At 69.5% G+C, this 26,834-nt stretch carries 22 protein-coding genes and 4 pseudogenes; 15 read left to right on the top strand and 11 right to left on the bottom strand.

Annotated elements, in window-relative coordinates:
* The first annotated feature begins 168 nt into the window (after window positions 1–168).
* Window positions 169–1,560 carry a hypothetical protein gene (locus CHF15_RS38775; protein ID WP_143681732.1) on the top strand — a complete coding sequence of 464 codons (1,392 nt, stop codon included), beginning with the start codon at window positions 169–171 and terminating at the stop codon, window positions 1,558–1,560.
* 489 nt (window positions 1,561–2,049) lie between these two features.
* Here CHF15_RS38775 and CHF15_RS38770 read toward each other — a convergent pair whose 3' ends face one another.
* Both CHF15_RS38770 and CHF15_RS38765 read right to left on the bottom strand, forming a co-directional pair.
* Entirely contained in the window at window positions 2,050–2,577 is a 528-nt protein-coding gene (locus CHF15_RS38770; protein ID WP_245939285.1) for a hypothetical protein, read from the bottom strand.
* Window positions 2,578–2,719: 142 nt separating this feature from the next.
* Window positions 2,720–3,343, bottom strand: coding sequence for a hypothetical protein (locus CHF15_RS38765; protein WP_089228636.1), 624 nt, complete (start codon window positions 3,341–3,343; stop codon window positions 2,720–2,722).
* A gap of 512 nt (window positions 3,344–3,855) precedes the next feature.
* On the opposite strand from CHF15_RS38765, the gene CHF15_RS38760 reads away from it, so the two are divergent.
* From CHF15_RS38760 to CHF15_RS46130, 3 genes are all read left to right on the top strand, one after another.
* Entirely contained in the window at window positions 3,856–5,619 is a 1,764-nt protein-coding gene (locus tag CHF15_RS38760) for a pyridoxal phosphate-dependent aminotransferase (RefSeq protein WP_089228635.1), read from the top strand.
* Window positions 5,616–6,419 (top strand): phosphatidate cytidylyltransferase, encoded by an 804-nt coding sequence (locus CHF15_RS38755; RefSeq protein WP_179280161.1) that lies wholly within the window; start codon window positions 5,616–5,618, stop codon window positions 6,417–6,419. The genes CHF15_RS38760 and CHF15_RS38755 overlap by 4 nt, the downstream gene beginning before the upstream one ends.
* Before the next feature lie 1,149 nt (window positions 6,420–7,568).
* Window positions 7,569–8,477, top strand: a complete 909-nt coding sequence (locus CHF15_RS46130; protein WP_245939284.1) for a hypothetical protein — start codon at window positions 7,569–7,571, stop codon at window positions 8,475–8,477.
* A 50-nt stretch (window positions 8,478–8,527) separates the two neighbouring features.
* On the opposite strand, the pseudogene CHF15_RS46915 reads toward CHF15_RS46130, so the two are convergent.
* From CHF15_RS46915 to CHF15_RS38730, 3 genes and pseudogenes are all read right to left on the bottom strand, one after another.
* Window positions 8,528–8,623 (bottom strand): annotated as a pseudogene (locus tag CHF15_RS46915) (ATPase); the annotation flags it as partial.
* 107 nt (window positions 8,624–8,730) lie between these two features.
* Window positions 8,731–10,230, bottom strand: a complete 1,500-nt coding sequence (locus tag CHF15_RS38735; RefSeq protein ID WP_089228633.1) for a calcium-binding protein — start codon at window positions 10,228–10,230, stop codon at window positions 8,731–8,733.
* 896 nt (window positions 10,231–11,126) lie between these two features.
* Complete coding sequence (locus tag CHF15_RS38730) at window positions 11,127–11,708, bottom strand: dihydrofolate reductase family protein (RefSeq protein ID WP_089228632.1); 582 nt, start codon at window positions 11,706–11,708, stop codon at window positions 11,127–11,129.
* A 400-nt stretch (window positions 11,709–12,108) separates the two neighbouring features.
* Between CHF15_RS38730 and CHF15_RS38725 the strand changes: the two genes are divergently transcribed.
* Window positions 12,109–12,447, top strand: coding sequence for a hypothetical protein (locus CHF15_RS38725; RefSeq protein WP_245939283.1), 339 nt, complete (start codon window positions 12,109–12,111; stop codon window positions 12,445–12,447).
* A 63-nt stretch (window positions 12,448–12,510) separates the two neighbouring features.
* On the opposite strand, the gene CHF15_RS38720 is transcribed toward CHF15_RS38725, so the two are convergent.
* Window positions 12,511–13,128 carry a hypothetical protein gene (locus CHF15_RS38720; protein ID WP_089228630.1) on the bottom strand — a complete coding sequence of 206 codons (618 nt, stop codon included), beginning with the start codon at window positions 13,126–13,128 and terminating at the stop codon, window positions 12,511–12,513.
* Between the two features lie 348 nt (window positions 13,129–13,476).
* On the opposite strand from CHF15_RS38720, the gene CHF15_RS45540 reads away from it, so the two are divergent.
* Window positions 13,477–14,841 (top strand): hypothetical protein, encoded by a 1,365-nt coding sequence (locus CHF15_RS45540; RefSeq protein ID WP_220093384.1) that lies wholly within the window; start codon window positions 13,477–13,479, stop codon window positions 14,839–14,841.
* A 526-nt stretch (window positions 14,842–15,367) separates the two neighbouring features.
* Window positions 15,368–17,356, top strand: a complete 1,989-nt coding sequence (locus tag CHF15_RS38710; protein ID WP_220093383.1) for a PA14 domain-containing protein — start codon at window positions 15,368–15,370, stop codon at window positions 17,354–17,356.
* 508 nt (window positions 17,357–17,864) lie between these two features.
* Here the strand turns inward: CHF15_RS38710 and CHF15_RS38700 are convergent.
* Window positions 17,865–18,635, bottom strand: a complete 771-nt coding sequence (locus CHF15_RS38700) for an SDR family oxidoreductase (RefSeq protein WP_089228628.1) — start codon at window positions 18,633–18,635, stop codon at window positions 17,865–17,867.
* 173 nt (window positions 18,636–18,808) lie between these two features.
* Between CHF15_RS38700 and CHF15_RS38695 the strand changes: the two genes are divergently transcribed.
* From CHF15_RS38695 to CHF15_RS38670, 5 genes and pseudogenes are all read left to right on the top strand, one after another.
* Complete coding sequence (locus tag CHF15_RS38695; RefSeq protein ID WP_089228627.1) at window positions 18,809–19,711, top strand: helix-turn-helix transcriptional regulator; 903 nt, start codon at window positions 18,809–18,811, stop codon at window positions 19,709–19,711.
* A gap of 750 nt (window positions 19,712–20,461) precedes the next feature.
* Window positions 20,462–20,719 (top strand): hypothetical protein, encoded by a 258-nt coding sequence (locus CHF15_RS38685; RefSeq protein WP_089228626.1) that lies wholly within the window; start codon window positions 20,462–20,464, stop codon window positions 20,717–20,719.
* On the top strand, window positions 20,716–21,081 hold the full coding sequence (locus CHF15_RS38680; RefSeq protein ID WP_089228625.1) for a hypothetical protein: 366 nt from the start codon (window positions 20,716–20,718) through the stop codon (window positions 21,079–21,081). The genes CHF15_RS38685 and CHF15_RS38680 overlap by 4 nt, the downstream gene beginning before the upstream one ends.
* A 94-nt stretch (window positions 21,082–21,175) precedes the next feature.
* Window positions 21,176–21,310: pseudogene (locus CHF15_RS46655) on the top strand (IS3 family transposase); the annotation flags it as partial.
* 1,507 nt (window positions 21,311–22,817) lie between these two features.
* Complete coding sequence (locus CHF15_RS38670; RefSeq protein ID WP_089228623.1) at window positions 22,818–23,390, top strand: dihydrofolate reductase family protein; 573 nt, start codon at window positions 22,818–22,820, stop codon at window positions 23,388–23,390.
* Window positions 23,391–23,741: 351 nt separating this feature from the next.
* On the opposite strand, the gene CHF15_RS46845 is transcribed toward CHF15_RS38670, so the two are convergent.
* From CHF15_RS46845 to CHF15_RS46835, 3 genes and pseudogenes are all read right to left on the bottom strand, one after another.
* Window positions 23,742–23,984, bottom strand: coding sequence for a SpoIIE family protein phosphatase (locus tag CHF15_RS46845; RefSeq protein WP_410169686.1), 243 nt, complete (start codon window positions 23,982–23,984; stop codon window positions 23,742–23,744).
* Between the two features lie 118 nt (window positions 23,985–24,102).
* Window positions 24,103–24,405: pseudogene (locus tag CHF15_RS46840) on the bottom strand (PP2C family protein-serine/threonine phosphatase); the annotation flags it as partial.
* Window positions 24,406–24,452: 47 nt separating this feature from the next.
* Window positions 24,453–24,662 carry a GAF domain-containing protein gene (locus tag CHF15_RS46835; RefSeq protein ID WP_410169685.1) on the bottom strand — a complete coding sequence of 70 codons (210 nt, stop codon included), beginning with the start codon at window positions 24,660–24,662 and terminating at the stop codon, window positions 24,453–24,455.
* 117 nt (window positions 24,663–24,779) lie between these two features.
* On the opposite strand from CHF15_RS46835, the gene CHF15_RS38660 reads away from it, so the two are divergent.
* The 3 genes and pseudogenes from CHF15_RS38660 to CHF15_RS38650 all read left to right on the top strand — a co-directional run bounded on the left by CHF15_RS38660 (window position 24,780) and on the right by CHF15_RS38650 (window position 25,945).
* Window positions 24,780–25,166: a hypothetical protein gene (locus CHF15_RS38660; protein WP_089228622.1), complete on the top strand. Its 387-nt coding sequence runs from the start codon at window positions 24,780–24,782 to the stop codon at window positions 25,164–25,166.
* A 5-nt stretch (window positions 25,167–25,171) separates the two neighbouring features.
* Window positions 25,172–25,449, top strand: a pseudogene (locus CHF15_RS46650) (hypothetical protein); the annotation flags it as partial.
* A 175-nt stretch (window positions 25,450–25,624) separates the two neighbouring features.
* Window positions 25,625–25,945, top strand: a complete 321-nt coding sequence (locus CHF15_RS38650) for a DUF4333 domain-containing protein (RefSeq protein ID WP_143681730.1) — start codon at window positions 25,625–25,627, stop codon at window positions 25,943–25,945.
* Window positions 25,946–26,056: 111 nt separating this feature from the next.
* On the opposite strand, the gene CHF15_RS38645 is transcribed toward CHF15_RS38650, so the two are convergent.
* A complete protein-coding gene (locus tag CHF15_RS38645) occupies window positions 26,057–26,800 on the bottom strand; it encodes a helix-turn-helix domain-containing protein (RefSeq protein ID WP_089228620.1) in 744 nt (247 codons plus the stop codon).
* Window positions 26,801–26,834 lie beyond the last annotated feature (34 nt).

Genomic DNA, 26,834 nt, shown 5'->3' with positions numbered 1-26,834 from the left:
TGCGGGGCGTGCGTCACGCGTCCCAGCCCCTGCCTAGCAGGGGCTCAGATGCGGGAGAGCACACGACAGCCAGTCGTGTACCTACCTGCAAGCCCGGTCCTTCACGGCCGGGTCAAGTTGACGGTGGAGGGAGTCGAGTCGACTGCTCACGTCGACATCACTGCCGAGATGGCCGAGCGGGCGGAGGCCTTCGTCCGTTACACGGCGGACCCGGATCCATTGGTGCGCCGCTACGCGATCGAAGCCGTCGGTCTCTTCCTCGCTGACGGCGGGCGTGCCGCCCGCATCGTGGCCGAGCGCCTGCCGGCCGAGGACGGGATCGTGGAGCGGTTGCTGGTCGTCCGCACGCTGGCGCGTCTGGCCGTCCGGCTGCCGGAGACGAGGACGACCGTGGCAACCTGGCTGGACGACCTGATCGACGGCCCAGAACGGCCTCACGTCGACGCCCCTGTCCGGCTCTCGGCCCTCACCCACCGGACCCTGATCGACTCGGACCGGGACACCGCCGACCTCGCGCCTCGCGCGATCACCCTTCTACGAGGCAGCACCGTGACGCCGACCGCCGTCAAGCCGTGCGACGGATGCGGATACTGCCAATCGTCCTCGTACGTCCGCGGCCGCGATGTCGCCCCCACGGTGCGCCCCGCTCACCTGGCCGTCGACTGGTTCGATCCCGACCACCTCCGGCAGGAACACTCCCCGCTCAGCAGCGTCCTGCGCACCCTGCACACCGTCCTGGGCGACCGGATCGAGGATCGTACGGCCCTTCTCGTCGCACAGCTGACCAGTGCCGACGCCGCCACCCGATACGACGCCATCGCCATGGCGAAGGACCTCCCAGGCCCCCTGCCCCGTCCCGTGCTGACATCTCTGCTCGACCTGCTCCCGGACGACTGGGCCGCGGCCCGCATCATCCAAGATGGATTCAGCGCGTGGTGGCGCGGCAGTCTCAGGGTTGCCCCCGAGGACACCGAGCTCCTCCTCGACACCCTCTACGATCACATGGCCACCCTGCGCACCGCCTACGGTCCGGACGTCTGGGCAAGCGACAACGCCCTCATTCGCACGGCATACCAAGAGGGGGTCATGACCCTGGCCGACCATCGCGATCCCCGCGCCATCCCAGATCTGATCCGCTCCCTCGAAAGCGGTATGGATGACTGGCGGGTCCTCTACGGCGTCGGCGGGTACCCACAGGCGGCGGACCGGCTCGTCCCCCTCCTTGCCAACGGCCTGCGACTCATCGATCCCGACCGCCCGCACGCGCCCATCCCCGCCGGCCTCTACCTGTCACGCCTGGCCGAGTTGAAGGACCCCATCGCAATACCCGTGATCACGGACACCCTCAGGTGGGCCGGCCGGCACCAAAGCTGGACCGTAGTGACCGCCGCCCTCGACGCCCTCGCCATCTTCGGACTCGACGCGCGACCTGCCCACACCCTCGTCCGCCCCTTGACCAACGCCCCTGACGACGAAGTGCGTGCCGCGGCCCGAGCCGCGCTCGACGCAATCACCGACCGACAACCACCCCGCCCCGCCCGGTCGAAGCCCGCGCAGTAACCGCCCTACTGAACCCGCTCGACGATGCGTCGGCAGGGGGAGCAGGAGGCCGGGTTCTCGGTGGCGTGCCCGGTCGGCGTTCCGGGGCGGGGATCGTGTTCGGTGGGGGGCGAGGTATCGGATGAGAGCATTCGATGGGCCCTGACGGTGACCCAGCCCGAGTAGCCCGGCCTTCCGGGGCGCCATCCGGGCTGCGCCGGCCAGGGGTGGGGGAGGGGCGCCGGGTGGTGGGCCCGGCGCGGCGTTGAGCGGCAGCGGGGAGCGTCCCTCGTGGGCGGGTGAGGCGGCGTCAGCGCCCACCGTGCGGAGCACAAGCACGGAAGGCCCGGGCACACCTGGGGTGTCCGGTGCGGTCGGAGGCTGCATCTGTCGGCGGTCGTGACCAGCGAGGTGAAAAGTCACCTCTCACGCGCGAAGCCGCGTCTGTGCAGATCCACCTTGCATCTTCCATGCCGTGTTTTACCGGAGTGAACCCAGAGGCCCCGGCGATCAGTGGCCGCCGCGCGGCTCGAAGCAGCCGGTTTCCAGGAACCGGCCGTTGACACTGACCTGGTAGTTGGTCGTCTGCACGAACGCGGTCACACAGGCGTCCTGCCGGACGTTGAGGGCGATGCTGGTGCCTGGGTTGCTGTTGGGATCGTGGGCCCGCACGAAGAGTGTTCCGCGCCCCTGTTCGCTGTCCGGACCCTCGTTTCGATAGCCGAGTTTGAGCAGCGCCGTGCGCACACTCTCGGCATCCCACGTCTTGGCCGTCCAGAGCCGCTTGAGGACGGGCTCGATGCGGGCGGCTTCCGCGCGGGCAGCCTCTTCACTGGCGGAGGACATCTCTTTTGGGATCTTGAAGCCGTTGTTCTCGCGGTAGTGCGGAGCTCCGTCGTGGGAGCCGGGCTCCACATTGCCCGGTGCCGGGCCGGCGGGTGAGCCGCTGGGTGAGGGGAAGGCGGGGCTGCTGAGGCTCGGGGCGGGGCTGGCCGCCGTCGATCCTGTGTGTTCCTGGTTGCAGGCGCTCAGGGTCAAGGCAGTGCTCAGAAGAAGGCCCGATGCGACGCGTCTCGGTCCGGGTGTACGCATGGGTAGGACTCTGCCACAGTGCTGAAGTGGTCAACGCCACCCGCGAAACCGAAGCCTGCGCATGCGCGTATGCGCAGGTTGATCGGGCCTAATGGCTGCCCCGTATCTGATCGGTGGAGGGCGCCGCCGCCAGATGCAGACGCTGGATACCGCCTCGTGTCAGCAGCATCCTGCTGCTGGTAACTAGGCCATGGGCGGCGGGGCCGATCCGCATCCCGGAGATTCGTCGGCCCTGGGGGCTCTCAACAATGGCTGGCCGGGTCGCCAAACGAAGGGCCTTCCAGGCGAGGTTCGTCTCCTGCGTCAGGACCTGATGGCCCTTAGGCCCGACTTCCTGTTCGAACCAGCGCACCGCGAGACGCCCGGCTTCGAGGACTTCGCCCTCGCCGTTCCGAAGACGGCGTGAGGAAAGGAACTGCACGGCAGCCGAGTGCCGGAAGTCGGCCCTCGGGGCGACTGCCTTGTCCACCAGGACGTCCCCCGGTGCCCGAGCTCCAGCGGGCAGAAGCAGAAACGCTTGCCGGCCACCGCAGCTCAGGGCCTCCCCGAGCGACGGATGCAGGTGCACCTGGTGAAGGCCCTTCGGGCCGGGGTGGCTGCAGAGCCAGCCGGATTGCGGCAGGGCTTCGCTGATGCGCTGCCCGACGTCTTGTTCGTCCTCGGGTAGCGCCCAGACGTCGGTCGTCTTCGTGCGGGAGCCAGGAGTAGCCACGGACGCAGCATGACAGAGGACGGCGGCATTCCCCGCAGGGCCCCGGGCCTCGGCTGCCTGTCTCAAGACGGAAGGATCGGCCTGGCCGATGCGATGATCACGGGATGCCTCGTGTGATCACCGCAGCGGAAGCATCATGGTTCACCGGGCCGACCCCCCCGTGAATTCCACACGGTGGTTGCCACGCTGCGTCGCGAGGGCGCCGATGAAGTGCGTCCGGGACGACCCTGGAACCGAGACCGAGGTGTAGCGGTCGAGTCCCGCCGACCACGGCAGCCTGAACCCCGGAGAACAAGGGCTCGCTTCCGGAGGAGTTGGAAGCCGGCGCGGCCGAACATCAGTGCCGAGGCGCGGCCGGCGCTGGTGGTTCGGCACCTGCCCATGGACTCGGCCCTGACCTGGAGCATTTCCAACTCCTCCGTTGTCCGGCTGAGTACGCGTACTCAGGTGCCGTCTGACGGACTCCTCCATGCTGGGGCGCGAACGCCGGACCGTCTCAGGGGGACACACGCATGGACCACGCCCTGCAACTGCGCACTGCCACTCCTCGGGATCACGACTGGATCCACGAACTGCGCCACCGCGTGTACGCGGAGGAGCTCGGCCAGCATCCGGTGGATCCGTCGGGAAGGCTGAGTGACGGACTCGACGGCGACAACGTCTATCTCGTGGCCGCGCGCGGCCAGACGCGGATCGGCTTCGTCAGCCTCACCCCGCCGTGGGTCGGCCGGTACTCACTTGACAAGTACCTGACGCGCGAGGAGCTGCCGGTCCTGACCGAGGAGGCGCCGTTCGAGATCCGCATCCTGACCGTCGAAGAGCACTGGCGGTCCACCGCGGCGGCGCCACTGCTCATGTATGCGGCGCTGCGCTGGGTCGCCGCGCGGGGCGGCCGCCGGGTGGTGGCGATGGGACGCACCAAGCTGCTCGACATGTACCTCGCCGCCGGCCTGCGGCCGGTTGGGCGCACGGTCCGCTCGGGCGCAGTCTCGTTCGAGGTCCTCAGCGGCTCCGTGGCCGAGCTGACGAGGACGGTCGCGGAGCGTCACGGCCGGACCCTGGAGCGGCTGCGGACGGGCCTGGACTGGCGGCTGGACGTGCCGTTCGCGCCGCGTGCGGACGGCTGCGAGCACGGCGGGGCGTTCTTCTCGGCGATCGGCACCGACTTCCGGACCTTGACACGCCGTCACGACGTGGTCGCGGCGGATGTGCTGGACGCCTGGTTCCCGCCGTCCCCAGGGGTCCGCGCGGTCCTCTCCGAGGATCCGGGGTGGGCGGCCCGGACCTCGCCGCCGACGGGCGCGGAGGGACTGCTCGAGGAGATCGCCGGGGTCCGCGGGCTGCCGGTGGAGTCGCTGGTCGTCGGGGCGGGCTCGTCCGATCTGATCTTCCGCGCGTTCGGCCGGTGGCTGACGCCGAGCAGCCGGGTGCTCTTGCTCGATCCGGGCTATGGGGAGTACGCCCATGTCACCGAGCGGGTGATCGGCTGCCGGGTCGACCGGCTCCGGCTGCGCCGGGAGGACGGCTGGCTGCTCGACCCGGCCCGGCTCGCCACCACGACCGGCGACGGACGGTATGACCTCGTGGTCGTGGTCAACCCGAACAACCCGACCGGCCGCCACGCCCCGGCCGACGCGCTGCGCGCGGTGATCGAGGCCTCGCCCGTGCGGACCCGGTGGTGGATCGACGAGGCGTACCTGGGGTATGCCGATCCGGAGGACTCGCTTGCCGGGCTCGCCTCGGTCGATGCCCGGGTCGTGGTCTGCACCTCGCTGTCGAAGATGTACGCGCTGTCGGGGATGCGGGCCGCGTACCTGGTGGCCGGTCCGGAGACGGCCGGGGAGCTGCGGCGCTGGACGCCGCCGTGGCCCGTGAGCCTGCCGGCCCAACTGGCTGCCGTGACGGCGCTGCGCGACCCCGCGTACTACGCGGAGTGCTGGGCCCGCACCCATGTGCTGCGCCGGGGACTGGCGTACGACCTTGAGGAGTTGGACGGATTCTCCTCGGTCGACGAGGGGGTCGCGAACTTCCTCACGGTGACCCTGCCGCCGGACGGACCGAGCGCGGCGCGGCTGGTGCGCGAGTGCCGGCGGCACGGGGTGTTCCTGCGTGACCTGTCGCCGATGTCCCCGGCGTACGAGGGGCGGACGGTCCGGATCGCCGTTCGCGACACGGCGGAGAACGCGCGGATCGTGGCGGCGTGCCAGAGTGCCCTGGACGCGCTGCGCACGCATGCCGCAGTGGTGTCGGGCGCGCCGGGACGGGCCTCCCGGTGACGACGGTCGCCGCTCTCGTGCCGTACCTCGGCGGGGCACTGGCGGTCGGAGGCGTCGCGGTGGCGGCTACCCGGCGCCGTGAACTGATGGTCCGCTGGTGCGTGTGGGCGCTTGCAGTGCCCCTGGTGACTGCCGCGTTCTGGTTCGGTCCACCGGGGATCGCGGTGCTCGCGGCCGTGGTCGGTGTGGTCGCGGTGGCGGAGTTCGGCGGGCTGCTCCGGCTGGGGCGGGTGGACCGGGCGGTGCTTGGCGCGGCGATCGTCGGACTCGTCCTCACTGTCTGGCTGGCCCCCGGGGAGGTGCTCCGGGTGGCGGCGGCCGGGGCGCTTGCGATTGCCGGGGTGCCGTTGCTCTCGGGCGACGTGGAGCACGGGCTCCGCCGCCTGGGGGCGGGCCTGCTGGGGCTCGTGTGGCTGGGCGTCCTGGCCGGCCTCGTATCGTCCGGCGTCCTCGGCCTCGTCCTGTTCGTGGCCGTGTCGATCGCCGACATCGCCGCGTACGCGGCGGGTCGCCGTCTCGGCGGCCCCCGGCTCTCCCCGCTGTCGCCCGCTAAGCGGTGGAGCGGCACGCTGGCCGGGGCCGCGGCCGGTCTCCTCACGCTGGCCGTGCTGTCCTCCCTGACGTGGCAGACGGCGGTGGCTGTGGCGGTCGGCGGCCCGCTCGGGGACCTGCTGGAGTCGATGGTCAAGCGGGGCGCCCGCGCCAAGGACGCCGGCCGGTGGCTGCCCGGCTCCGGCGGCATCCTCGACCGTATCGACTCCCTCCTCGTCGCTCTGGCGGTGCTGTTGGTGCTGGAGTGAGCCACGGGGCGGTGGCCTCATTCGTGACAAGCGGCTTTGGCTCAACTTCCGTGACACGCCTGCATCTCCGACGTGAAGGTCGCGATCTACAGCCGGAGTAACAACGGGCGGCGGGGATGGTGTCTGCTGACACGGACGGACGACCTCCACCCTGCGTGGGAAGGACGCCGGCCAACCCGCGAACGCCGGACACCACGCTCTTGCGGTACTCGGTTACATGGGACTCGATCGCCGCAGCGCCGAGCTCAGGTCTCAGGTTTTGACCGAGTAGGGGAAAAAGCAGCCCGGTGGCAGGCCGCCAATTGGCCCAGACGCGCTTGCTCTTGAACACCTCGTGCCGCCACGGCTAGCGTTCTCGCGTCAAACACCGGCACTTCCAGGAAGTCCACATGCCTCGCCGGACACCGGGCGAGATCAGATCCCAGTTGCCGCTGCGGAACACCAGACACTTCAGGCGGACCGTCATCAGAGGTCTGTCCGCTTCCACGAACCGGCAAATCGCCCAGTTCGAGCGTGAGCGACGCCTGCCCAGGGGTGACATCGTGCTTGCTTTCCGCCGCTGGGCCCAGCGAGCCGGCCGCCCCCGCAATGCAGAAGAGTGGCACTATGGCTACTCCGACGTCCCCACCGGGCACATCCGCACCCTCCTCGAAGTTGCCGCTTGCAACCTACGTCCCCGAGCTCGAAGGGAACTGCAGGCCGCGTTGGCGCCGATCGACGCACGCGTTCTCAAGCGCACTGTCAACGATCCGTTCGCTCCACAACACCTGCCCTGGTGGCAACGACGCATCGAGGTTTGACAGCCGGCGCAACACCAAGGGGGCCAGAGACCACTCGTGCAGCCATCCACCCCTTGAACGACGCGCTCGGCCCGCTTTGGTCCAGCTCGAAATCAGTCCCACCCGCAGAGGGACGCGGGCACGGACCTCGTCACCGACCTGCTGATCGGACCACCCTCGCGCGCGGGAAGGACGGGGGCCTGGGGCCGGGGGAGTCCGTGGCCCTGCCCGCGCGCGAAGGACATGAGCCTCCACCGCACCGTCGTTAGACTCCCCGGGGTCGGATGGCGTCGGTGGACCGGAAGGCCAAACCATGGACGATGAGCGCTGGGCCGGATGGCCCGAGCCGTGGGCAGGCACGGATGCCGACATGCGGACGGTCGTAGGTGCGGTCCCGCAGGAGGTCAAGGACGGGTTCAAGTACGACGAGATCCCTTGGCAGCGGTTCCCGCACTTCTACGGACCGGGCGAGGAGATCCCCGGTCGCCTCGCGACGCTCGCCTCCCAAGACGCCGAAGCCGCCCGCCGGGCCTTGGGGGAACTGTGGGAGAACCTCCACCACCAGGGCAGCACGATCGCGGTGGCAGCACTGGCGGTCCCGTTCCTGCTCCGGATCGCGACCACCGGGGCCCCGCGGCTCCGCGCGTCAACCCTTCGCCTGGTCGCCGAGATCGCACGGTGCCAGCACTTCGGGGACGGCAGACGCGAAGGCCTCCTCCAGGTCGCCGAGGACCCCGAGGATGCGGAGGGCACCACGATGTGTCCGGTGGACTGGACGATCCAGGCCGCTCGCGCCGCCATCACCGCCGACCTGCACCTCTTGTTCCCTTTTCTCCCCAACCCTGATCCCGAAGTCCGCTCCGCCACCGCCTTCGTCCTGGCGACGGCGACCGGCGAGATGCCGCGCATCTCCTCCGCCCTGCACAGCAGGCTGGCAGTGGAAGATGATCCGGCGGTCCGGGTGAGCCTGATCCTGGCAATCGCCCAACTCGCCCGCGAAGACCAGGACGAACACGCTCCCGCGTGGGCCCGGGCCCTGTGGTCGGACGCTGTCCAGCCGCTCGAGACGCGCGTCGGTGCCGCCCTTGCCTGGCTGTGCCTGGTCGATGACCCCGTCCCCGACGAACTCCGCACCCTCCTCACCGACCCCTGCACCGACCAACTCAACGAGCTGTTCCAGCGGGTGCCATGGCTCCCCCCGGTCGACTACTACGGCAGCGGGCTGCGCCGCTGCATCCACGAAATGCTCACGCCGGACGTTCCCTGGCACAGTGCTTGATGGTCCTCCGCCAGGAGGGCGGAGGACCATCACGTTGGAGCCTTCAACGGTCAGCCGGCCTCGACGGGTGCTTCGGCCCGCGCCCGGGTGCCGGCGAGGCGATAGGAGTCGGTGCCGGTTGCGATGGTGGTGCCGTCGAAGGTGACGTTCGATCGGTGCCGGCACCGGCGGGAGTGGTCGTTGCCGCAGTTCGCCGCGATCGGTGCTGCGGTTGGGTGCTTGTCCTTACGCTGCTGTACGACGGTCAGCCACCTCAAGGGGTGCAGCCGGGACCGGTTGCGGGACGGACACAGACGTTGAGACCGGGGCCGCCGTCGTTGGTGTTGGTGCCGGAGCCTCCGTCCAGGACGTCGGATCCGTTGCCGCCGAAGAGGGCGTCGTTGCCGTTGCCGCCGGTGAGAACGTCGGCGCCGTCCTGGCCTTCGAGGCGGTCGTTGCCATCGCCGCCGACGACGCTGTCGTTGCCTGCGCCGCCGCACAGGATGTCGTTGCCGCCGAGGCCCTCGATGTGGTCGTTGCCGCCGAGGCCGAAGATGACGTCGTCACCAGGGGTGCCGATGAGCACGTTGGCGCGGTCGTTGCCGGTGATGGTCGGCGTGGCGGTGGCGCAGGTGGCGGCCATAACGGTGATGGTGAACTGCCTCACGGCTGCCGGGACGCCGGCGTCGGGGTCGGTGGCTGTCACCGTGAAGGTGAAGGTGCCGGTCGCGGTCGGTGTGCCGCTGATGGCGCCGGTGGTGGGGTTGAGCGTCAGGCCGTTGGGCAGGGCGCCGCCGGTGACGGCGAAGGTGGGGCTGCCGGTGCCGCCGGTGGTCTGCAGGGTGGTGGAGTAAGGGGCGTTCTGGGTCGCGTCGGGCAGCGGGCTGGTCGTGGTGAAGGCCAGGTCCGCAACCTCGTAACTGATCGTCACTTGCCCGTTCGTGTCGAAGGTGCCCACGGGCGAGAGGCTGAAGGCGGTGCCGGAGCCTGTCGGGGAGGCGTAGCTGCTTCCGCCGCCGCCGCTGCCGCCGGTGGCGAAGTTGACGGTGGCGGCGGCAGAGCCTCCCCCGCCTCCGCCGTAGTAGCCGCCTCCGCCTCCGCCGCCACCGCTCAAGTCACCGGTGCAGCCGGCGGTGTTGCCCCCGGCGCCTCCGTTGCCCACGGTCGCGCCGGAGAAGCTGCTTCCGGGGTTTCCGGCGGTGGGCAGGCACTGCGCGATGGTCCCGGGTGCTCCGCCGGCACCTGCGGTGCCGGTGCTGGTGCTGCCTCCTCCGCCGCCCTGTCCCTCGCTGGTGTTGGGGCCGTTGTTGGTGCCGTTGGCGCCGGCGGTGGCGTCCGGGGTTCCGCCGTTGCCTCCGTTGCCGGGCGTGGGGCTGATGCCGGCGCGGCCTTGGGCTCCTCCTCCGCCGCCCGCCACGACCAGCAGGCTGCCGCCTGCCGCGATGCTCGAAGCCCCGCCGCCGCCGGCTGAGGAGGTGTTGGCGCTGCCGCCGTTGCCGCCGCCGTTGTACCCTCCGACGCCGCTGCCGCCGCAGCCTTTGTTCCCGGTTCCGCCCACGTTGATGGTGAGTGGTGTCGGAGTCGCGGAGGCCGGAAGGGTGGTGACGACTCGTGCCCCTGTTCCTCCGACCGTGTTGCCGCCGAGGCCGCAGAGGGGGGTGCGAGAGCTGCCGCCGCCGGCGCCGTCCGCGGTGATCGTCGCCGTCGTGTTCGCCGGAAGGGTGAGACTCTCCGGGGCACCGGTGAAGGTGAACGTTCTTGTCAGCGTGACCACACTAGGCGCCGTAGCCGTAGCCGTAGCCGTAGCCGTAGTCGCGGTAGCCGGGACCGGTGCGAGGCCGGATATCGCCATGCACAGGGCCGTAGCGGTACCCGCACCCCACCACCGCCTGCCACTGTCGAGCGCCACCCGCCGTTGCTCCGGCTGTGTGGTCAGGGGAAGCTGCTGCGCCCGTTCTGTACTCACCGATGTCTCCGATTCCGCATCCGGGTGTCCGCGTGCTTTCGGTGGCTCACATGGCGGGTCCACGCAGCGCGCATGACACCAGCGTGGAACCTGGGGCGGCGCGGCGCGCGGGCTGATGCTCCGGGCCGGTGATCACGGATGCCCAGGGGATAGGAGCCGGACTGCACTACCCGTCCATGCGATCGCGGGGGACCTCCGGAAATGTCCGGCCGTCGGAAGGGACCGCCGGGAAACGCAGACGGCAGCTCTTGGCCACCGGGTGCGGCGAACCTGCACCGACGCCCGCACCTGCCGAGGGCTCTGTGGGCTGTGCGGCCCGGATACGTGCCACGGGGTGGACGGGAGATTGCCCGACGGAAGCGCCGGTGCCGGCCACGCGCGTCACGGCGCGCCCGTTCCCGTGGCTGCACGTGTCCGCGACCGGCGTGGCAGGTGTGCCGGGTGCCCCAGGTGCGTGCCGAATGCCCCTGACCGCCAAGGGCCACCTATTACATGGCCCGTCTGCTGCGTGGGGACACCGCCCCAGGGCGTCCGTCAGCCGCAGCGGTAGTGGCGCTGGGACAAAGGCCCAAGGCCACGCCCCGCGTCCGGTGTCGGCTGCCGATGCGGCGGGCGCGCTCCAGCATGTCCCCCGGTCGACCACCGGAGGCCCGATCTTGTGTCACCGTTCGCAGCAGACTTCTTCGCGTACCCGCTCGGATCGGTCAACGGCGCACCCGATAGCGCAGGTGAAGCACCCGGTTGCTCTGAATCACCACGTCGGGATCATCCAACAGGTGCTGCGCGTCGACCGACCCGAAGTAGCGCTTGCCGGACCCGAACACGACGGGTACGACGTCCATGCGCACCTCGTCGACCAAGCCCGCAGCAAGCACCTGGCCACCGACCTCGCCGGCGGCGACCTCGACCAAGCGGTCACCCGCAAGCTCCTGCGCCTTGGCCACGGCTGCCTCGACGCCGTCGACGAAGTGGAACGGCGCCTTTGGGTCCCAGCCCTCGGGTTCCGGCCGGTGCGTCACAACGACCACGTGGTCGATGCCGCCCGGAGGCTTCCCGTCCCAGCCGTCCGTCATGTCGAAGACGTGGCGGCCGACGATCGTGACTCCGATCTGGTCCCAGTACGGCCGGGTGTAGTCGTAGGAGGTCTGCGACACCTTCACGTAGCCGCTCTCGTCCAACGGGACGTCACCGCTGGACAACCAGTCGAACAGTGGTCCGGGCTGGTCATTGTCGTCCGCGACGAAGCCGTCCACCGACACCGAGCTGTACATGACCACCTTGCCCACGGGGCGCTCCTCTGCTTTGGCGTGCCCCCAAATTAGCGCTCGTCCCCACCGGGGCTGGGCCGAACGTGCCACGGATCATGGGGGCGCGGCGTGAAGGACGCGTGCCATCAAGCTGTCCGCCCCGGCGTGCCAAACGCCCTGAACACTCTGGGCCGCGTGGCGCGCGTGAACCCGTCGGCGTGTGCGAGCCCCAGTCAGGCTCTGGTTGGACCTCGCCGTCAGCGATGTGGAAGTCCCCTGCTGCACGGAGTACCTGCCGGTGATCACGCCACCGCCCACCACGTCGCGGAGTCCGGCCCCAAGCAGCGGCTCGATTCGCGATCACCGCGCATCAGTCAATGACATAACCGGACCAGCGACCCAATGATCCGAACAGGTCGGTATCGGGCAGCATTGGCGCGTGATACCTCCCCGACTGCTGTGGTGCGATCCCCGGCCCATCCCCCTGTTCAACCGGCAGGAGCCGGTGACCACGATCGTTCAAGATCCCAGCTTCTACGAGCCGGCCGAAGAAGATGACTGCTGGGGGTTCGGGTACTTCTGCCACGCGCATGACCGCCCCTACTGGCACGAGTCCTGCGGGGAAGGGCCGCACCTGATAGCCCTGCACTGCGACGAGCACGGGCCGGAGAACATGTGGCCGCAGCCGAAGATGCTGATGTTCCCGGAAGGGTTCGACCCCTTGCTGAGCGACGCGCAGCTGGCCTGGGTGCGGGCGGAGTGGGACGCCGCCGACTAGGCAAGATCTGGAAGAGACGGCCTGGCCGTAACGGCCCGGAGCGCCGGACGGTGCGGGTGCCCGTCAGCCGCTCGTCCCCGCGAAGAGACCGGCCGGGTCCCGCGGGGCGCCGTCGCCGTTCGCCGGGAGGTCCCCGCGCTCGGGCTGGCCTTGGCCGTCCCTGTCCTCGGACGGCAGGACGTGGGCGGCCTCCTCGGCAGAGGCCCGGTGGACGTGTTCCGCGGCCTGCCTGAGGACGTCGCGGCTCACGGTGCCCGGATCGGCGGACAGCCGGATCACGCTGCCCGCGTCCTCCAGCACGTAGGAGTGCGACGTGCTCGTCGCCCGGTACCAGTGGTTCCCCTCCTGCTCGCAGGTCGCCTGAACGGTCCCCGCCGCGTCGGTGTCCTCGGCACAGCCGACCGGGCCGCTGAAAGCGCGCTCGTCGACCCGCAGTTCAATGGTCCCTCCTTCCGGGCCGCTGTACGAGACCCCGAAGCCGTGGTCGCCGATGACGCCGACGGACTGGAGGGCGACGCTGTAATCGGGGACGTCGGTGACGTACACCATGGCCGGCGCGATCCCCAGGGATCGTGCCCTGCTCTCGAGCGCGGCCCCGTTCGCGGACTGCGTTCCGCAGGCGGAGAGTGCCATCAGGGCTGACAGGAGGAGCGGTTGCAGGGCCGATCGTGTGTGCACCATGCGTTCATGATCTCCTACTCGATGGGGGACCGATGGTGATTCCGCGTCGACCTGACCGCTGCTGGGCAGGACTCGCAGCGGAGGTTCCCCGGCGTCGACGAGGAGCAGGATCGCCTCGCTTGTGGAGTCCGGGGTCGCCGATGACGCCGGGCTCGATCCGGGCCGTGCGGGCGGCGCAGGCCGGCTCGTGGACGTTGATCGGTGTGGCGCGCACCGCGGAGGTGGTGCGGTACAGGCCGAGATCCGGGAAGGCCATGGCCCCGCCGATGGACGGCACCTGCGCGAAGTGGCTGCCGCCCCATACCCCCTGACCGTAAAACGCCGCTGCCGCGCCACTACGTTGGGCGCATGACGAGCCTCACGCATCCACGACTCTCCGGGCTGGGGTGCAATCCCATGGCCTCCGACGACGTCCTGGTACGTCTGGCGGCACACGGTGCCGGCCGGCACGGGGTGGAGCAGCGCGACGGCCTGCTGGCGGACGTCGTCGTCGAGGCATTGCTGACTCACGGCGGCAGCGACAGCGGCGTGCTGATGCGCCGGTCCCTGATCTCACCGGAGATGCGGCGCCGGATCGCCTCGCATTCCGACCGCGCGATCCGTGACGCGTACGCGGACTTCATTCGCTCCATGGTCGACCTCGGGGTGCCGACCCACATCGACGCTCTTGAGGAGGCTTACGGCGAGCCACCGAGGGCACTCGCCGGCGCGCCGGACCCGAAGCTGCGTGCCGCGGTCGCGCAGACCTGGTGGGAGCGGCCCGTAGAGGTGCAGGTGAACCTGCTCGCCGACCCCGATCCGCAGGTCCGGGCGGTAGCGACGGCTCGCGAAGAACCGGGAGTTCCGCCGGAGTGGTGGGACCGGTGCCTAGCCGACCCCGCCACCCGCGCCAACGTGGCGCGCCGCGTCCTGCTCACGTGGGAGCAGTTCCTCGCGCTCACGCGGGACGGGGACGACGAGGACGTCCGGCAGGCTGTCGCCGCGAACCCGTACCTGACCGCCGACATGGTGGCCCGGCTCCTGGATGTGGACGATCCGGTCGTCCGTATCGCGTTGGCTCATAGCCGGCCCGTGGACGAGAGGACCAGGGACAGCCTGTACGCCCATGTCGAAGGTCAGCGCGCGGACGGCAGCATCGAGGCCGAGGTCGCGCTGGGCTGGAACCCGGCCAGACCGGTGTGGCTGAGCGATGCGCCCCTGGCGGAACGCCTGACGTACGTGGACTGCCGGCATGTGGCGTTCCGGCTCGTGCTGGCCGCCTGCCGCGACCTGCCCCAGGAGGCGTGGCGGCGGCTGGACGACGACCCCGACCTCCAGGTCCGTCGCACCGCCGCCCGCCGGCCGGATGCGCCGCCGGAGGTCCTGGAACGGCTCGTTCGGGCCCACGGGGACGTGTTCCACCTCAGCCCGCTCCTTGTCGAGCACCCCAACTTCCCCCGCCACACGCTGCGTACGCTCGCCGACGAACCGGATCCCCACGTGCGCTACGTCGCCCTGCAGGATCCCGAGCTGCCCGCGCCGGCCCTGGAGCGGCTGGCCGTCGCCGAGGAGTCCTTCGTGCGTAGCGGGGTCGCGCGGCATCCCAACATCACGGACACGCTTCTGGAACGACTGCTCTCCGACCCGGATCCGGAGGTCGTCCACGGTGCCGCCGCCAACCCGGCGCTGCGGCCTGAGCGGATGCATCGCATCCTGACCGACGCGGGTTTGTGAAGCCGGACTGTACTCGAGTGGTGGCGGTGGTCGGTAGCTCCGGCTTCTCCAGCCACGTGGTCTCCAGCCGGTCGTCCCCCAGGCCGTTTCGCATCGCGAGGTGCTGCATGAACCTCTCCGACGTCGCGCCGCTGGACGATGCACCAGGCTGGGTCCCGGAGTACCCATTCCCTGGCGCGCCTGGTGTCCGACATCAATGCCTGACGCTCGGCGGACCTCAGCTTCCCAGCGTCCCTCACGGCCGGAGTTCACATCGAGGGGATCGGGCGTGCCACAGCCGTGCCGCGGGGGTGGCTTGGACGTGAGGGATCTCTGCTTGCGCCAGCTTTGTGCGCGGGTTCTTGGTGAGATGCGGTGCGTGTTTGTGAAGAGGTTGGGGGATCGGGGCAACCTGGCCTCGTTCTCGTGTGTCACATAGGCACCATCCGTTTTTCCTTGGTCCGGAAAGGGCCCCTTGTCTGTGATGACTCGTACCCGGCTGACAGCGCTGGCCGCGACAGTCGCTATGGCCGTTGCCGGTGGTCTGATGTCCGCCGCCCCGGCATCTGCTGCCGTCACCTGTACGTCCCCTCTGTGGAAGGCGCAGTTCTTCGGCAACTCCACTTTCAGCGGCACGCCGAAGTTGACGTCCTGTGACTCCGTCATCAAGGAGAGCTACGGGAACGGCGATCCGGCCGGTGTCACGCTGCCCAAGGACAACTTCTCCGTCCGCTGGTCCCTCACACGGGACTTCGGCTCCGGCGGCCCGTTCCGGCTTGCTGCCGCCACGCAGGACGGCATGCGTGTCTACGTGGACGGTGTGCGGAAGATCAACCTGTGGAAGAACGTCTCCAGCACCGCCCGCAAGACCGTCGACCTGACCATCCCGGCCGGCAAGCACACGATCCGCGTGGACTACGTTGCCTGGACCGGCTATGCCTATGCCGGTTTCACGTATGCCGCGCGCACCGAGCCGGCTGTCGACACGGTCAAGCCGCTGGCACCAACGGGCCTTACCGCGGTGTATGACCGGGCAACCTCGAGGACCACCTTGCGCTGGGCCGGCAACAAGGAGATGGACCTCGCCGGTTACCGCGTGTACCGCCGACTGGGCAACGCTCCCTGGGCAAGGGTAGGCGGCTCGGCGCTGCTGACCTCCCGGTCCTCCGTGGACGCGACGCCCGCAACGGGCCAGACCTACCTGTACGAGGTCCGCGCCGTCGACAAGGCCGGCCGCGAGTCCGCAGGCAGCGCCGATGCCGGCGTTGTGTCAGTCGACCGCACGGGACCGACTGCGCCGACGGATCTGACGGTCGTCGGTGACGCGTGGTGGGCGACTCTGGCCTGGCGCGGGGCCGCCGACGCCGTCAAGTACGAGGTGTACGCCGCCCCGACGGCGGCCGGCCCGTTCGAGCTGCTGGGCACGACGGCCACGACGTCCTTCCGCACCAACGCACCAGAGAACACCGCCCGGTACTACCGGGTTCGCGCCCTGGACGCGCTCGGCAACACATCCGCGTACGCCTCGGTCACCGGCGACGGCGTCGACCGGACGCCGCCCAAGTCCCCGCATTCCCTCGGCTCCGTCATCCGGTTCGGTGACACCTCGGTGTACTGGGAGCAGCCCGACGGCTTCAGCGAGGACTTCAGCAACGGCGGGACGTACCATCTCTACCGCTCGCCCGGCAAGGTCCTCGACCCGGCCGCGCTCACCCGCGTGACCTGCGCAGGGGAGAGTGACGAGACCAGCATCGGCGGCATCTGCCATGACCTTGACATGCCCGCAGGCACCTACGTGACGTACGCGGTGGCGGCGGTGGATCCGGCCGGCAATGAGTCGGCGCTGTCCGCACCCCTGGTCGTCCGCACCGGCGACCGCGTCGCACCCGCCCCCGTCACCGGGGTCAAGGCCACCCCGCGGGCGGACGGCATACGGGTGAGCTGGGCTGCCCTTGCCGAGGACGACATCGAGCGCTACCGGGTGTGGACGGGCAGCCGACAGGACGATGGCACGATCAAGTGGCTCAGCTCCACAGCCTGCATTGAGGGAACGAGTGACCCGCTCGCGGTCATGTGCGGCGGCCTGCCGGACGGCGAGACGTACCTGTACGCGGTCGTCGCCGCGGATCGCTGGGGCAACGCGCTGCACCCGAGTGACCCGAAGGTCACGGTCGTCCAGGCCACCGAGCTGGATGTGCGACCGTCGGTGACGGTCATGCGGGACTGGGACCTCGGCAGCACGACCTACGGCACCGTGATCGGTGGACCTGAGCAGGTCGGGCCGGGCATCACCTGGTGGTGCAGCAACACGGCCGAGTGTGAGTCCGTCGCGGGCTACCGGATCAGCCGGTGGAACGCGGCCACGAAGTCGTACGAGCCGCTCCACAGCGCACTGCTGCCGGCGGATACCCGCACCTACATCGACAGCACAGCCGCCCGGGGCGCCACGCACTTCTACACGTTGCAGGCGGTACGCGCCGACGGCAGCATCGTGGGCACGCACGTGTGGAGCTGCGTCTTCGTGGACCGCATCTAGGCTGGGCCCGGCGGGCGCGGTCCCGGATCCGCCCGCCGGGCTTGTTCGTGCCGGCGGTGCCGACGACGACCACCTGCCGCCGGTTCGTCGGCAGCTCTCATGGAGGCCCGGCGGGGGATGCACCCCGTTTTGGGCCGGAGGCACCCTGATCGTATGGAAAGGCACCAGGTGGTTGTGTATCCGCTGCCTTTTGAGGGTGGCGGCCGACGGGTGCGCCTGGATTGCCAGGACCTCGCCATCGCGTACGACCTTCGGGAACCTGATGGAGTTCCTGCGGAGGGCTGGGCTCGACCCCAACTTGGTTCATCTGGACGACGAGTTGTTCGACTGGTGGGGTGCAGGTCCCACGGCGTGGTGAATCCCCTGCCCGACGCGGCTGCTGGGATTACACGAGGGTCGAGCCGGGGGAGCTGCTACCCCGCTCTTGTTCGCGGGACCGGAGCGTGCAGTCACGAGTGAGGTGCCCTCATGGCAGAGGACTGGCCCGCGCCCACGGGACACGGCATGATCAGGCGGGCTGCCCGGTAGGCATGATCGTGACCTGCTGCAGGTTGACGCGCGGGGGCAGCGAGGCGGTGAACACGATGGTCTCGGCGATGTCCTCAGAGTGCAGCATGATGTCGTGGATTCCGGCTGTCCACTCCTGCACACCCTGGTCGGTGACGTGGCCGTGCAGCTCGCTGTGAGTCATGCCAGGCTCGATCGCCGACACCCGGACGTGCTTCTCGCCCAGCTCGGCTCGCAGGTGGCGGGAGAGCTGCGTGACGTAGGCCTTGGTGGCCGAGTAGACGGCGAAGTTCCGGAAGATGTTCTTCGCGGCGATCGAGGACACGTTGACCAGGTCGGCCACGCCCCGCTCGGCGCCCGCCGTGACCAGCTGCGGGACAAACGCGCCGACGACGTTCATCAGGCCGGTGATGTTCAGGTCGATCTGGCGCTGCCATTGGTCGGTGCGCAGCTCCTCGACGGGGGCCGGGAGCATCACTCCGGCGTTGTTGACGAGAAGGTCAACGGTGCCGAACTCCTGCTCGATCTGCTCGGCCGCGGCGCGCACGGTATCGGCGTCGGTGACGTCGACGGCCAGCGCGAAGGCGGTGCCACCAGTCTTTTCGATCTCGGCGGCCAGCGTCTGGAGGCGGTCGGCGCGGCGCGCCAGCAGGGCGACCTTGGCGCCGCGGGCGGCGAGCTGCTTGGCAGTGGCCTCGCCGATGCCGCTGGAGGCGCCGGTGACCACAGCGATACGGCCGGCGAGCGTGGTGTCGTTGATCAGTTCGGTCATGGTGCGGGACTTCTTTCGTGGCTGTCGGGCGGGGCAACGGGGTTCGTGCCGCCTCATCCAGCAGACCATTGCCCACAGCCCGTACGGGGCCCGGAGCTGGCCTCCTCGTGACTAGTACCGGCGGGACCAGTCACAGCTCTCGCGTCTCACGGCCGAGCTCGCAGAATGGATACATGAAGCAGACTGCGGAGCTCGGCGAGTTCTTGCGCTCCCGTCGCGCTCGGCTGCAGCCGGGAGACGTCGGGATCGCGCCGGACGCCCGTGCGCGCCGCGTGGCCGGGCTACGCCGCGAGGAGCTGTCCCGGCTCGCCGGGATCAGCACCGAGTACTACACGCGCCTGGAACAGGGGCGCGCGGGCAACGTCTCCGAAGAGATCCTGCACGCCCTGGCCCAGGCCCTGCGCCTGGACCAGACCGAGCGCGCCCACCTGATGAACCTGGCGTCCGCCGCCACCGGAGCCCCTCGGCGACGTTCACCCGAGCGCCCGCAAAAGGTCCGCCCAGGCCTGCGGCACCTCCTGGAGACGCTGGAGCATGTACCTGCGTTCATCCTGGGGCGGCGCACCGACGTCCTGGCGGTCAACGCCCTCGCCCGTACCGTCCTCACCGACTTCGACGCCCTGCCCGCCACTCAGCGCAACTACGCCCGGTACCTGCTCCTCGACCCCGCCGCCCAGGAGCGCTGCCGGGACTGGGAGCGAACCGCAGCGGAGACGGTCGCCATGCTGCGCCTCGACGCCGGTCGCCACCCGTACGACCGGCAGCTGACGGCCCTGATCGGCGAACTGTCGGTCCGCAGCCCGCAGTTTCCCCGCTGGTGGTCCGATCACCAGGTCCGCCAACGCACCCATGGGCACAAGCGCTACCACCACCCGCTCGTCGGCGACATCACCTTCCGCTACGAATGTCTCTCCCCGCCGGACGACCCCGACCAGACCCTGTGCGTCTACACCGCTGGCCCCGAACCCTCCGACCGGGAGAACCTGGCGCTTCTGGGCAGCTGGACCGAACGCGACACCGCACCCGAGGCCGGCTCCTCCCACAGCACCACACGCGGCTCCGTGCCACAGGAGTGACACCTTGACCCCGCGGCGAATGCCGGCTTCGAGGGCTTGGACGTTCTTGTGTGCGCCGCAGCGGATCATCGGGGCGGCCAGGAAGCCGAAGCACCGCTCGACCTGGTTGATCCACGAGAAGCCGGTAGGGGTGAAGTGCACGCAGTGCGCACCACCTCCGAACCGCTGCAGGCCCCCGGCAGCCTCTTCCTTTGCGGGCCGTCATCGCACCACCGGTCCAGCGCAGCGGCTCCCAGCCTGCTGCCACGACGGCCGAAAGGGCGGACGCACCCCGCACGGGGCTATACCACGCCAACAACCGCCACACAGGGGAAGCCAGACCGGTAAGCGTCCGCACAACCACCTCTGACCAGGTCGAATACAGCTCCGCTACCGAAGCTGTGCGCAACACCCGGCGCAACCCCTGGCGCAACAGCGAGTCCACGCGGCCTCCATGGTCGGTGTCACTCCTACCTCTCCCACGTGAGCCACGTGCTGATGGAAGAGGGTGACCTGGCGGGCAGCATCAAGGCACTGCGGCAGTCGATCCGCCTGCAGCCCGCTCAGGAGCGGCAAGGCCCGGGTGCACGCGTACGCAGTACTCGCCCAGCGCCAGCGCCAGCTCCGGCACGGCCGCCTCGAGGCCTCGGTGGAATCCTGAACCCGGTTCCTCGACGAGTACGAGCACGTTTCGTCGGTACGGGGCGCCCGAGCTCCGGGAACCGAATGGCCTGCTATGCACTGGTACCACGACATAGCTACAGTGTGAGTATGGCAAAGCAGACGAATATCCGACTGGACGAAGCCATCAAAGCGGCCGCTGAGGACCGGGCCAAGCGCCGCGGCTTGAGCTTGCAGGGGTATGTGGCCGACCTGATCGAGGCTGATGTGAACCAGTCACGCGCTGCCTTCATGGCCGGCGCCGCGGCGTTCCTGGCTGCGTACACGGAAAAGTTCGAGGCGGAGGTCGGTGAGGACCGGTACCCCGGCCTCCCGGACAAGTCGACGGAGTCACGGGGCGCCGCGTGAACCTTCGCATCGATCTTGCTTGGATCTTGGCAGTCGCACAGCAGATCCCGGGAGATCCCCAGGTCGTCGATTACGGGGTTCCGGTCGCAGCGGAAGCACGTCATCGGGCGGAAATCCTTGACCGCGAGGTCTACCCCGAGCCCCATCACAAGGCAGCGGCTCTGCTGTGCGAGCTGGCGAGAAATCCCAGCCTCGAGGTGAGGAACCTGCTGTTCGCGGCCACCGTGACCGCGGCCTACCTGACGGCGTGCGGCCTGCCGGTGAGCCCTGGCCTGGACGCCGTTCTCCCGCTGGCCCGCGCCGCACGGGATGGGCTCCCCGTACGGGAGGTAGCCGCTCAGATCAAGACTTGGACAAGCTGATTCTCGAGCCCTCCGGAAGCATGAGCCGAGCTGGAAGCGACGTTGGAGCGCCACGTCCGACGAAATTCAGGCAGTGTGCGGGGGCACCGCAGCCTGGCCCAACCGGGCCGCTGCCCGCCCCGTGATCTTCGACTTCATCGAGATCGAGAGCTGGTACAACCTGCACCGACTGCACAGCAGCCTCGGGTACCGAAGTCCCGCCGAATACGAGACAGCACACGCAGCCTGACCACCACACCGTCGGTGTCCGTCAAAGCGGTTCGCTGCAGCGGCCGACTGCGACGTGATCATTTCCGGCGTCGATCGGCCCTGGCTGGCCCCGCGCCGTCCTCAACCTCCTCGCCTACGCCCACCTCATCCCCGTCATCGACGGCGGCATCGCCGTCGACGCCTGCCGCGGACGCCTGCGAGGTGCAGAATGGCGCGCCCACATTGCCGCCCCCTGCCGAGCCTGGACCGGCGCGTTGTGCTCGGCTATACGTCGCAGCGGGTATCCGCGATGTGGCTGCGCCCCCGACAGGACTGGAGGAGGGGAGCGGCCGCTTGCCAGCACCCGGTCGTCGTCCTCGCGTTGGAAACCATCGACGGGGGACAGGCAGTCGTTCCCCTGATTCTGCCCTCGTCCGGCTTGTACCGGACGCGATGGCGGTGGGTATTCAGTCGTGCAGGCGGGCCTTTGCCCGTGCCGCCGGGGCACGGACAGAAAGCGGGGCCGGTCCCGTTGAGCAGCAGCACGACCAGGCGGTCCCGTGCACTCCGGCAGGCGGCGAACATCGCCACCAGCTCGGCATCGGCCGCCCGGTCCATCTCGGCGACTGGCTGTCGGAGATGGCGCAGCGGCCGAAGCCGGCAGGCCTCCACCCTCGCCCGCGGCCTCCGCCGGAAGATCTCGGCGGTCGGCAAGCTCGTAGATCCGCCCCAACACCCCGCGCGGTACCTCACCAGGCGACACGGCGTGCGACAGCAGCCCCCGCACCGCAACGAGCACCCGGTTGATCCGCCGCTCGCACGGCACGGGCGCGCTCCCCGGTCCGGGCTGCACCACCATCGCGACCCCGTCCCGGGGGAGCCGGCGTGTACATCAGCCAGACCATGAACAGGTACTTCTGCCCGGACGGCATCAGCACGGAGGAACGCCCCCATCGGCAACTCCTGCATCGAGTCGTGCAACAACCCGCCGCAGAGCCGCACCCCCGAGAGCGAGTCCCAGAGGCTCAACGAACCCACCTCACCCCACGTCACACCACACTCCATCCACCCCCAGAAAAAGCGGATTGCCGCCCTGGCCGTAACGGCAGCAGGGCTCAGACAGGGCGAACAGGACCCGTTCGCGACTCCGCGGGCCCCAGAGCCGCGGGTGTGGCCATGCCTCGAAATTACCGACTGGCCGCGTCAGGGCGACCGAACGATCGAGCGACGTGTCGTCGCGGGTGCTGAGGCCGTCACTGGCGAACCCGCCGCCAGCGCGGACCCGAGGCTGCTCCCCGCGCACGCATGGACGTGCGATACCCGCTGCGCGGGAACCCCAATGCGGCGCATGCGGCGGCAGGCAATCCGTCGCTGACACACACCGACAACTAGAATCTCCTTGACAAAATTTTTTGTCGGAGGAATCCTGGGTACACACCGGCGTCGAAGCCGAGAAGTCGATCCGGCCGGTGGCGAACTGCCGCCTGAGGGCGCCTGGGTGGGCCCCAAGCGGTCGAAGACCCGACATGAGAGACCAAGGAGCCGTGATGCGCACTCTGATCAGCACCGCCTTCATTTCCCTCGACGGCGTCATGGAGGCCCCGGGTGGCGAACCCGGCTACCGGAACTCCGGATGGACCTTCAAGGACGTCGAGTTCGTCCCCGAGGCATACGAGATCAAGGGGCGCGAGCAGAGCGAGGCGGCCGCGATCCTGATGGGCCGGGTCAGCTACGAGGCGTTCAGCCCGGTGTGGCCGGACATGGTGGAGTTCGCCGAGTACAAGGCCATGCCGAAGTACGTCGTCTCGACCACTCTTGCCGAAGGCGACCTGGTTTCGAACTGGGGCGAGACCACGATCCTGCGTTCGCTCGACGAGGTCGCGGCCCTGAAGCGGACCGAGGGCGGGCCGATCATCGTCCACGGCAGCGCCTCCTTGAACCAGAGTCTCTCGGACGCGGGCCTGATCGACCGCTACCACCTGCTGGTCTTCCCGCTGCTGCTCGGCGCGGGCAAGCGCCTCTTCAGTGCGACGGACAAGGACACGCAGAAGCTGAAGCTGGTCGAGCACGAGGTCTACGCGAACGGCCTGCAGAAGAACGTCTTTGACGTCGTCCGCTGACGCACGCGGGCGCCGCCTCTCGGGTCGCTGCTCGTCCCGACCGCCACTGACGCACCTCGATTCCGTCGGGTGGCGGCGCATCCGCGGACTCATGCCGGTGGACATCCGTCACAGGGTCCCCGGTGATCACCTGCAACGCGCCGCCGACAGGCGGAGGCCGGTGAAGTCGAGGCGAGAACACTGCGCTGGCGCGCAGGGTCCGAATGTGGGCGGGAGACGGCCCTCGGCGTGGGTGCATGGCCGGGGCCGACATGTGCGAGGGCAGCGGCGGGGCGAGTGCTCCGATCGGAACGATCACCGGCGTGATGTGATGGCCGAGTGCCCACGGCGGTGGATGTCGCGCAGGCCGGCTCAAGGTCGTGACGCGGCCTGTCGGTTCCCTGGTCTAGGGTCGCGCGCATGGCTGAGCCCTCGGGGCGTGACCAGCGACGAGGGCGGCGGGGACGCGTGGCCCGGGATCCACGAGAAGCTGCCCGGTTCCGCGAGGACGGTGCCCAGCCGGCGCATGCCGTTGTCGATGTCGCCGTCCCGGGTCTCGATCAGACCGTCGGTGTAGAGGGCTATGAGGCTTCCATCGGGCACCTCCAGTTCCACGGTCTCGAAGGGGTCTCCCAGGCCGACGCCCAGTGGGGTTCCGGGGGGGAAGGTCGGGGAAGATGACCAGGCCCTGAGGGTCGACGATCACGGGCGGCAAATGCCCGGCACGGGCCATGGCGCACACGCGGGTGGCGGGATCGTAGACGGCATACAGGCACGTGGCACCCACCGCCCCGGGGACCGAGTCCAAGTCATCGCCGTCTGCCTCGGCCAATCGCTGGACGGTGTTGTCGAGATGAGCGAGCAGTTCGTCAGGAGGCAGTTCCATGTCGGCGAGGGTCCGCACAGCGGTCCGGAGCGTGCCCATGGTCGCGGCGGCGTGCAGTCCGTGTCCGACGACGTCGCCGACGACGAAGGCCACTCGTGCACCTGACAGCGGGATCACGTCGAACCAGTTGCCGCCGATTCCGTGGTCCATGTCGGCTGGCAGGTAGCGCGACGCGGTCTCGACGGCAGTGCCGCCGGTCAGCCGGCGCGGCAGAAGATTGCGTTGCAGGGCCAGGGCGGCGGTTGCTCGCGGGCGTACCGGCGGGCGTTGTCCAGGGCGAGTGCGGCGTGGTTGACGAGCTCTTGTGCCAAGAGCAGGTGGAATTCCCGGAACGGTGTCGGGTTGTCGGCACGGACGAACGTGACCAGGCCCAGCAGCGATCCTTGCACGTGGACGGGTATGATCATCAGCGAATGCATGCCGGTCTCGCAGCACCGCCGCGGGCCATGTCCACGGGGCGTGACCGCTTGCTTGGGCGGGTCCAGCCTCGGTACCCCTGGGCCGACCCCCCCATAATGGGGCGCATGGCGGCCAGCTCGCAGTCCCCGATCTCCGAGGTCGCAGACCAGCCAGGGGTGTACGCCGAGGACCTCGCGCTGTACCGGGAGAAGTTCCGGCGGCGTCTGCCGGCGTCGCTGGACGAGCTGCACGGCCCCACCCGCGGGACCGTGGACCTGCCGCTGCACATCGCATGGTCGGGGAAGACCTCCTACGACATCGAAAAGCCCCGCCAGCGCATGGGCCTGTACCGCACCGTCCTGCACGAGGGGCTGCACGACGACCTGCCCCTCTATCTCAACGGGCATCTGCTCGTGCAGCTGTGGCCGGTGCTGCGCACCCTCGTCGGGCGCACCGTGCGCACCGTGTGGGAGGACACTTTCCCCCAGCTCGCCGCCCGCGCCGCCGCGTGACGGACATGCCAGAGCTGCACAGACGGCTCCTGGCCGACGTCATCACTCTCGGCTCCCTATCCGCTGGTCCTCACCGGCGGATATGCCGTCCGCCCGCACCGTCTCGTCGACCGTTCCAGTAAGGATCTTGACATCGCCACCTTGCCTGGAGCCCATGATCGACATCGCGGCCACGCTCCGTGAGGGACTGGAAAGCTCAGGGCTGGCAGGTCCAGCAGTTGGAGATCGCCCCACTGTCCGCATGTCCGACCGGGGCACGGGACAGGAATGCGAGGTAGACGTCGGTGACGTCCGGCTTGCTCGAAGCTCCGGCTTCTCGTACTCGTCTGCGCGCTGTCTGAAACTGGAACTCGGGCGGGGCGTCGGCTGTCAGCCTCGCGGGATCCGGCGCCCGCTTAGCTCTCTTGCCAGCCGAGCAAGGGTCCGGTAGGACTTCCCGGGTGACTGATCATCGAAGCTTGCCGCGCACTGTAATGGCGTTGTCCTCGGCAGTGGTTGCCGTCTGCGCACTGGTGGTGACGGTCAAGGTGTTGACCCTTGGTCCTGTCTCGGTCGAACGGGCACGCGTGCTGGACCAGACGGCGCTGGAGAAGCAGGTGGCGACTGAGGCGGGGCAGGTGAAGAGAATCCCCGACGCCAGAGTGGTCTGCCCTCTGTCGGTGGTGGTGAAGGAAGGCACCAAGTTCGACTGCCGGGTGTACGGAGGCACCAACCCGGAGACCGTGTTTGTCGAGATCACAAGCGATCAGGGCGATCTCTCGATGGAGCTCGGCAGCTGAAACGATGTCCGCGCCCCGCCCGAAGTGACACCCGGGCGGGGCGCAGGTGTGTCCGCGTTCAGGACGTGTGCGCGGCTCGCACACCGTGGGTAGGGCGCGTGAGGCCGCGTATTACTCCGCGTGGCTCGTCAGCGTGTATTCGTCGCCGCTGTTGCCAACCATGTCATGCCAGTGCTTTTCAGCGGACCGGATGAGGTCGTCGCCGAGGCGTTCGAGGAATCGGCCGGCCATGGCGAGCCGGGATCCGGCAGCGGTCTCGGCTCCGAAGAGTTCGGCGCCGCGCAGCGCGGTGGCGGCGAACCACTGGTTGGCGGCGACGCTGGCCGCGACGGTTCGCAAGCCCGCCTTGTCGTCGAGGAAATAGCGGTGCCGGCGGCCACGGTCATCGCGACCGCGGCGGATCAGATCCTGCTGTTCGAGCAGGCGGACCGCGTGCGAAATGGTCGCCGCGCTGACTTGGAGGCGCTGCGCCATCTCGATGGCGGTACGGCTGCCGGTCTCGGAGGTGAACAGGCACGCCATCACGCGGGCGGCGGTGCGTGGGAAGCCGGTTTCGACAAGCGCTGAGGTGAGGTCGGTGACGAAGGCGGCGGCTGCGTCGGGATCGGGGCCGAGATGCTCGACGGCCGACCGCGCCGGGGCGGGGGGCGTCGGCCGGCGCCGGGCTCGGTGGGTGGTCGCGAGCTGTGCCAGTTCCGCGCGGTACCGGGCAGGTCCGCCGTTGCGCGCGACCTCGCGGCTCACCGTCGAGGCGGGACGGTTCAGACGTCGGGCGATGTCGGCGTAACTCAGGTGCTGCGCCAACCCCGCGGCGATCTTCTGCCGGTCGGCGCTGGTCAGCCTGCGTCCTGGCATTGGGTCGGTTCCTCTGCTTCGGTCGTCCGGGCAC

Source organism: Actinacidiphila glaucinigra, from assembly GCF_900188405.1.
GTDB lineage: Bacteria > Actinomycetota > Actinomycetes > Streptomycetales > Streptomycetaceae > Actinacidiphila > Actinacidiphila glaucinigra.
This window is presented reverse-complemented; position numbering and strand designations above follow the sequence as displayed.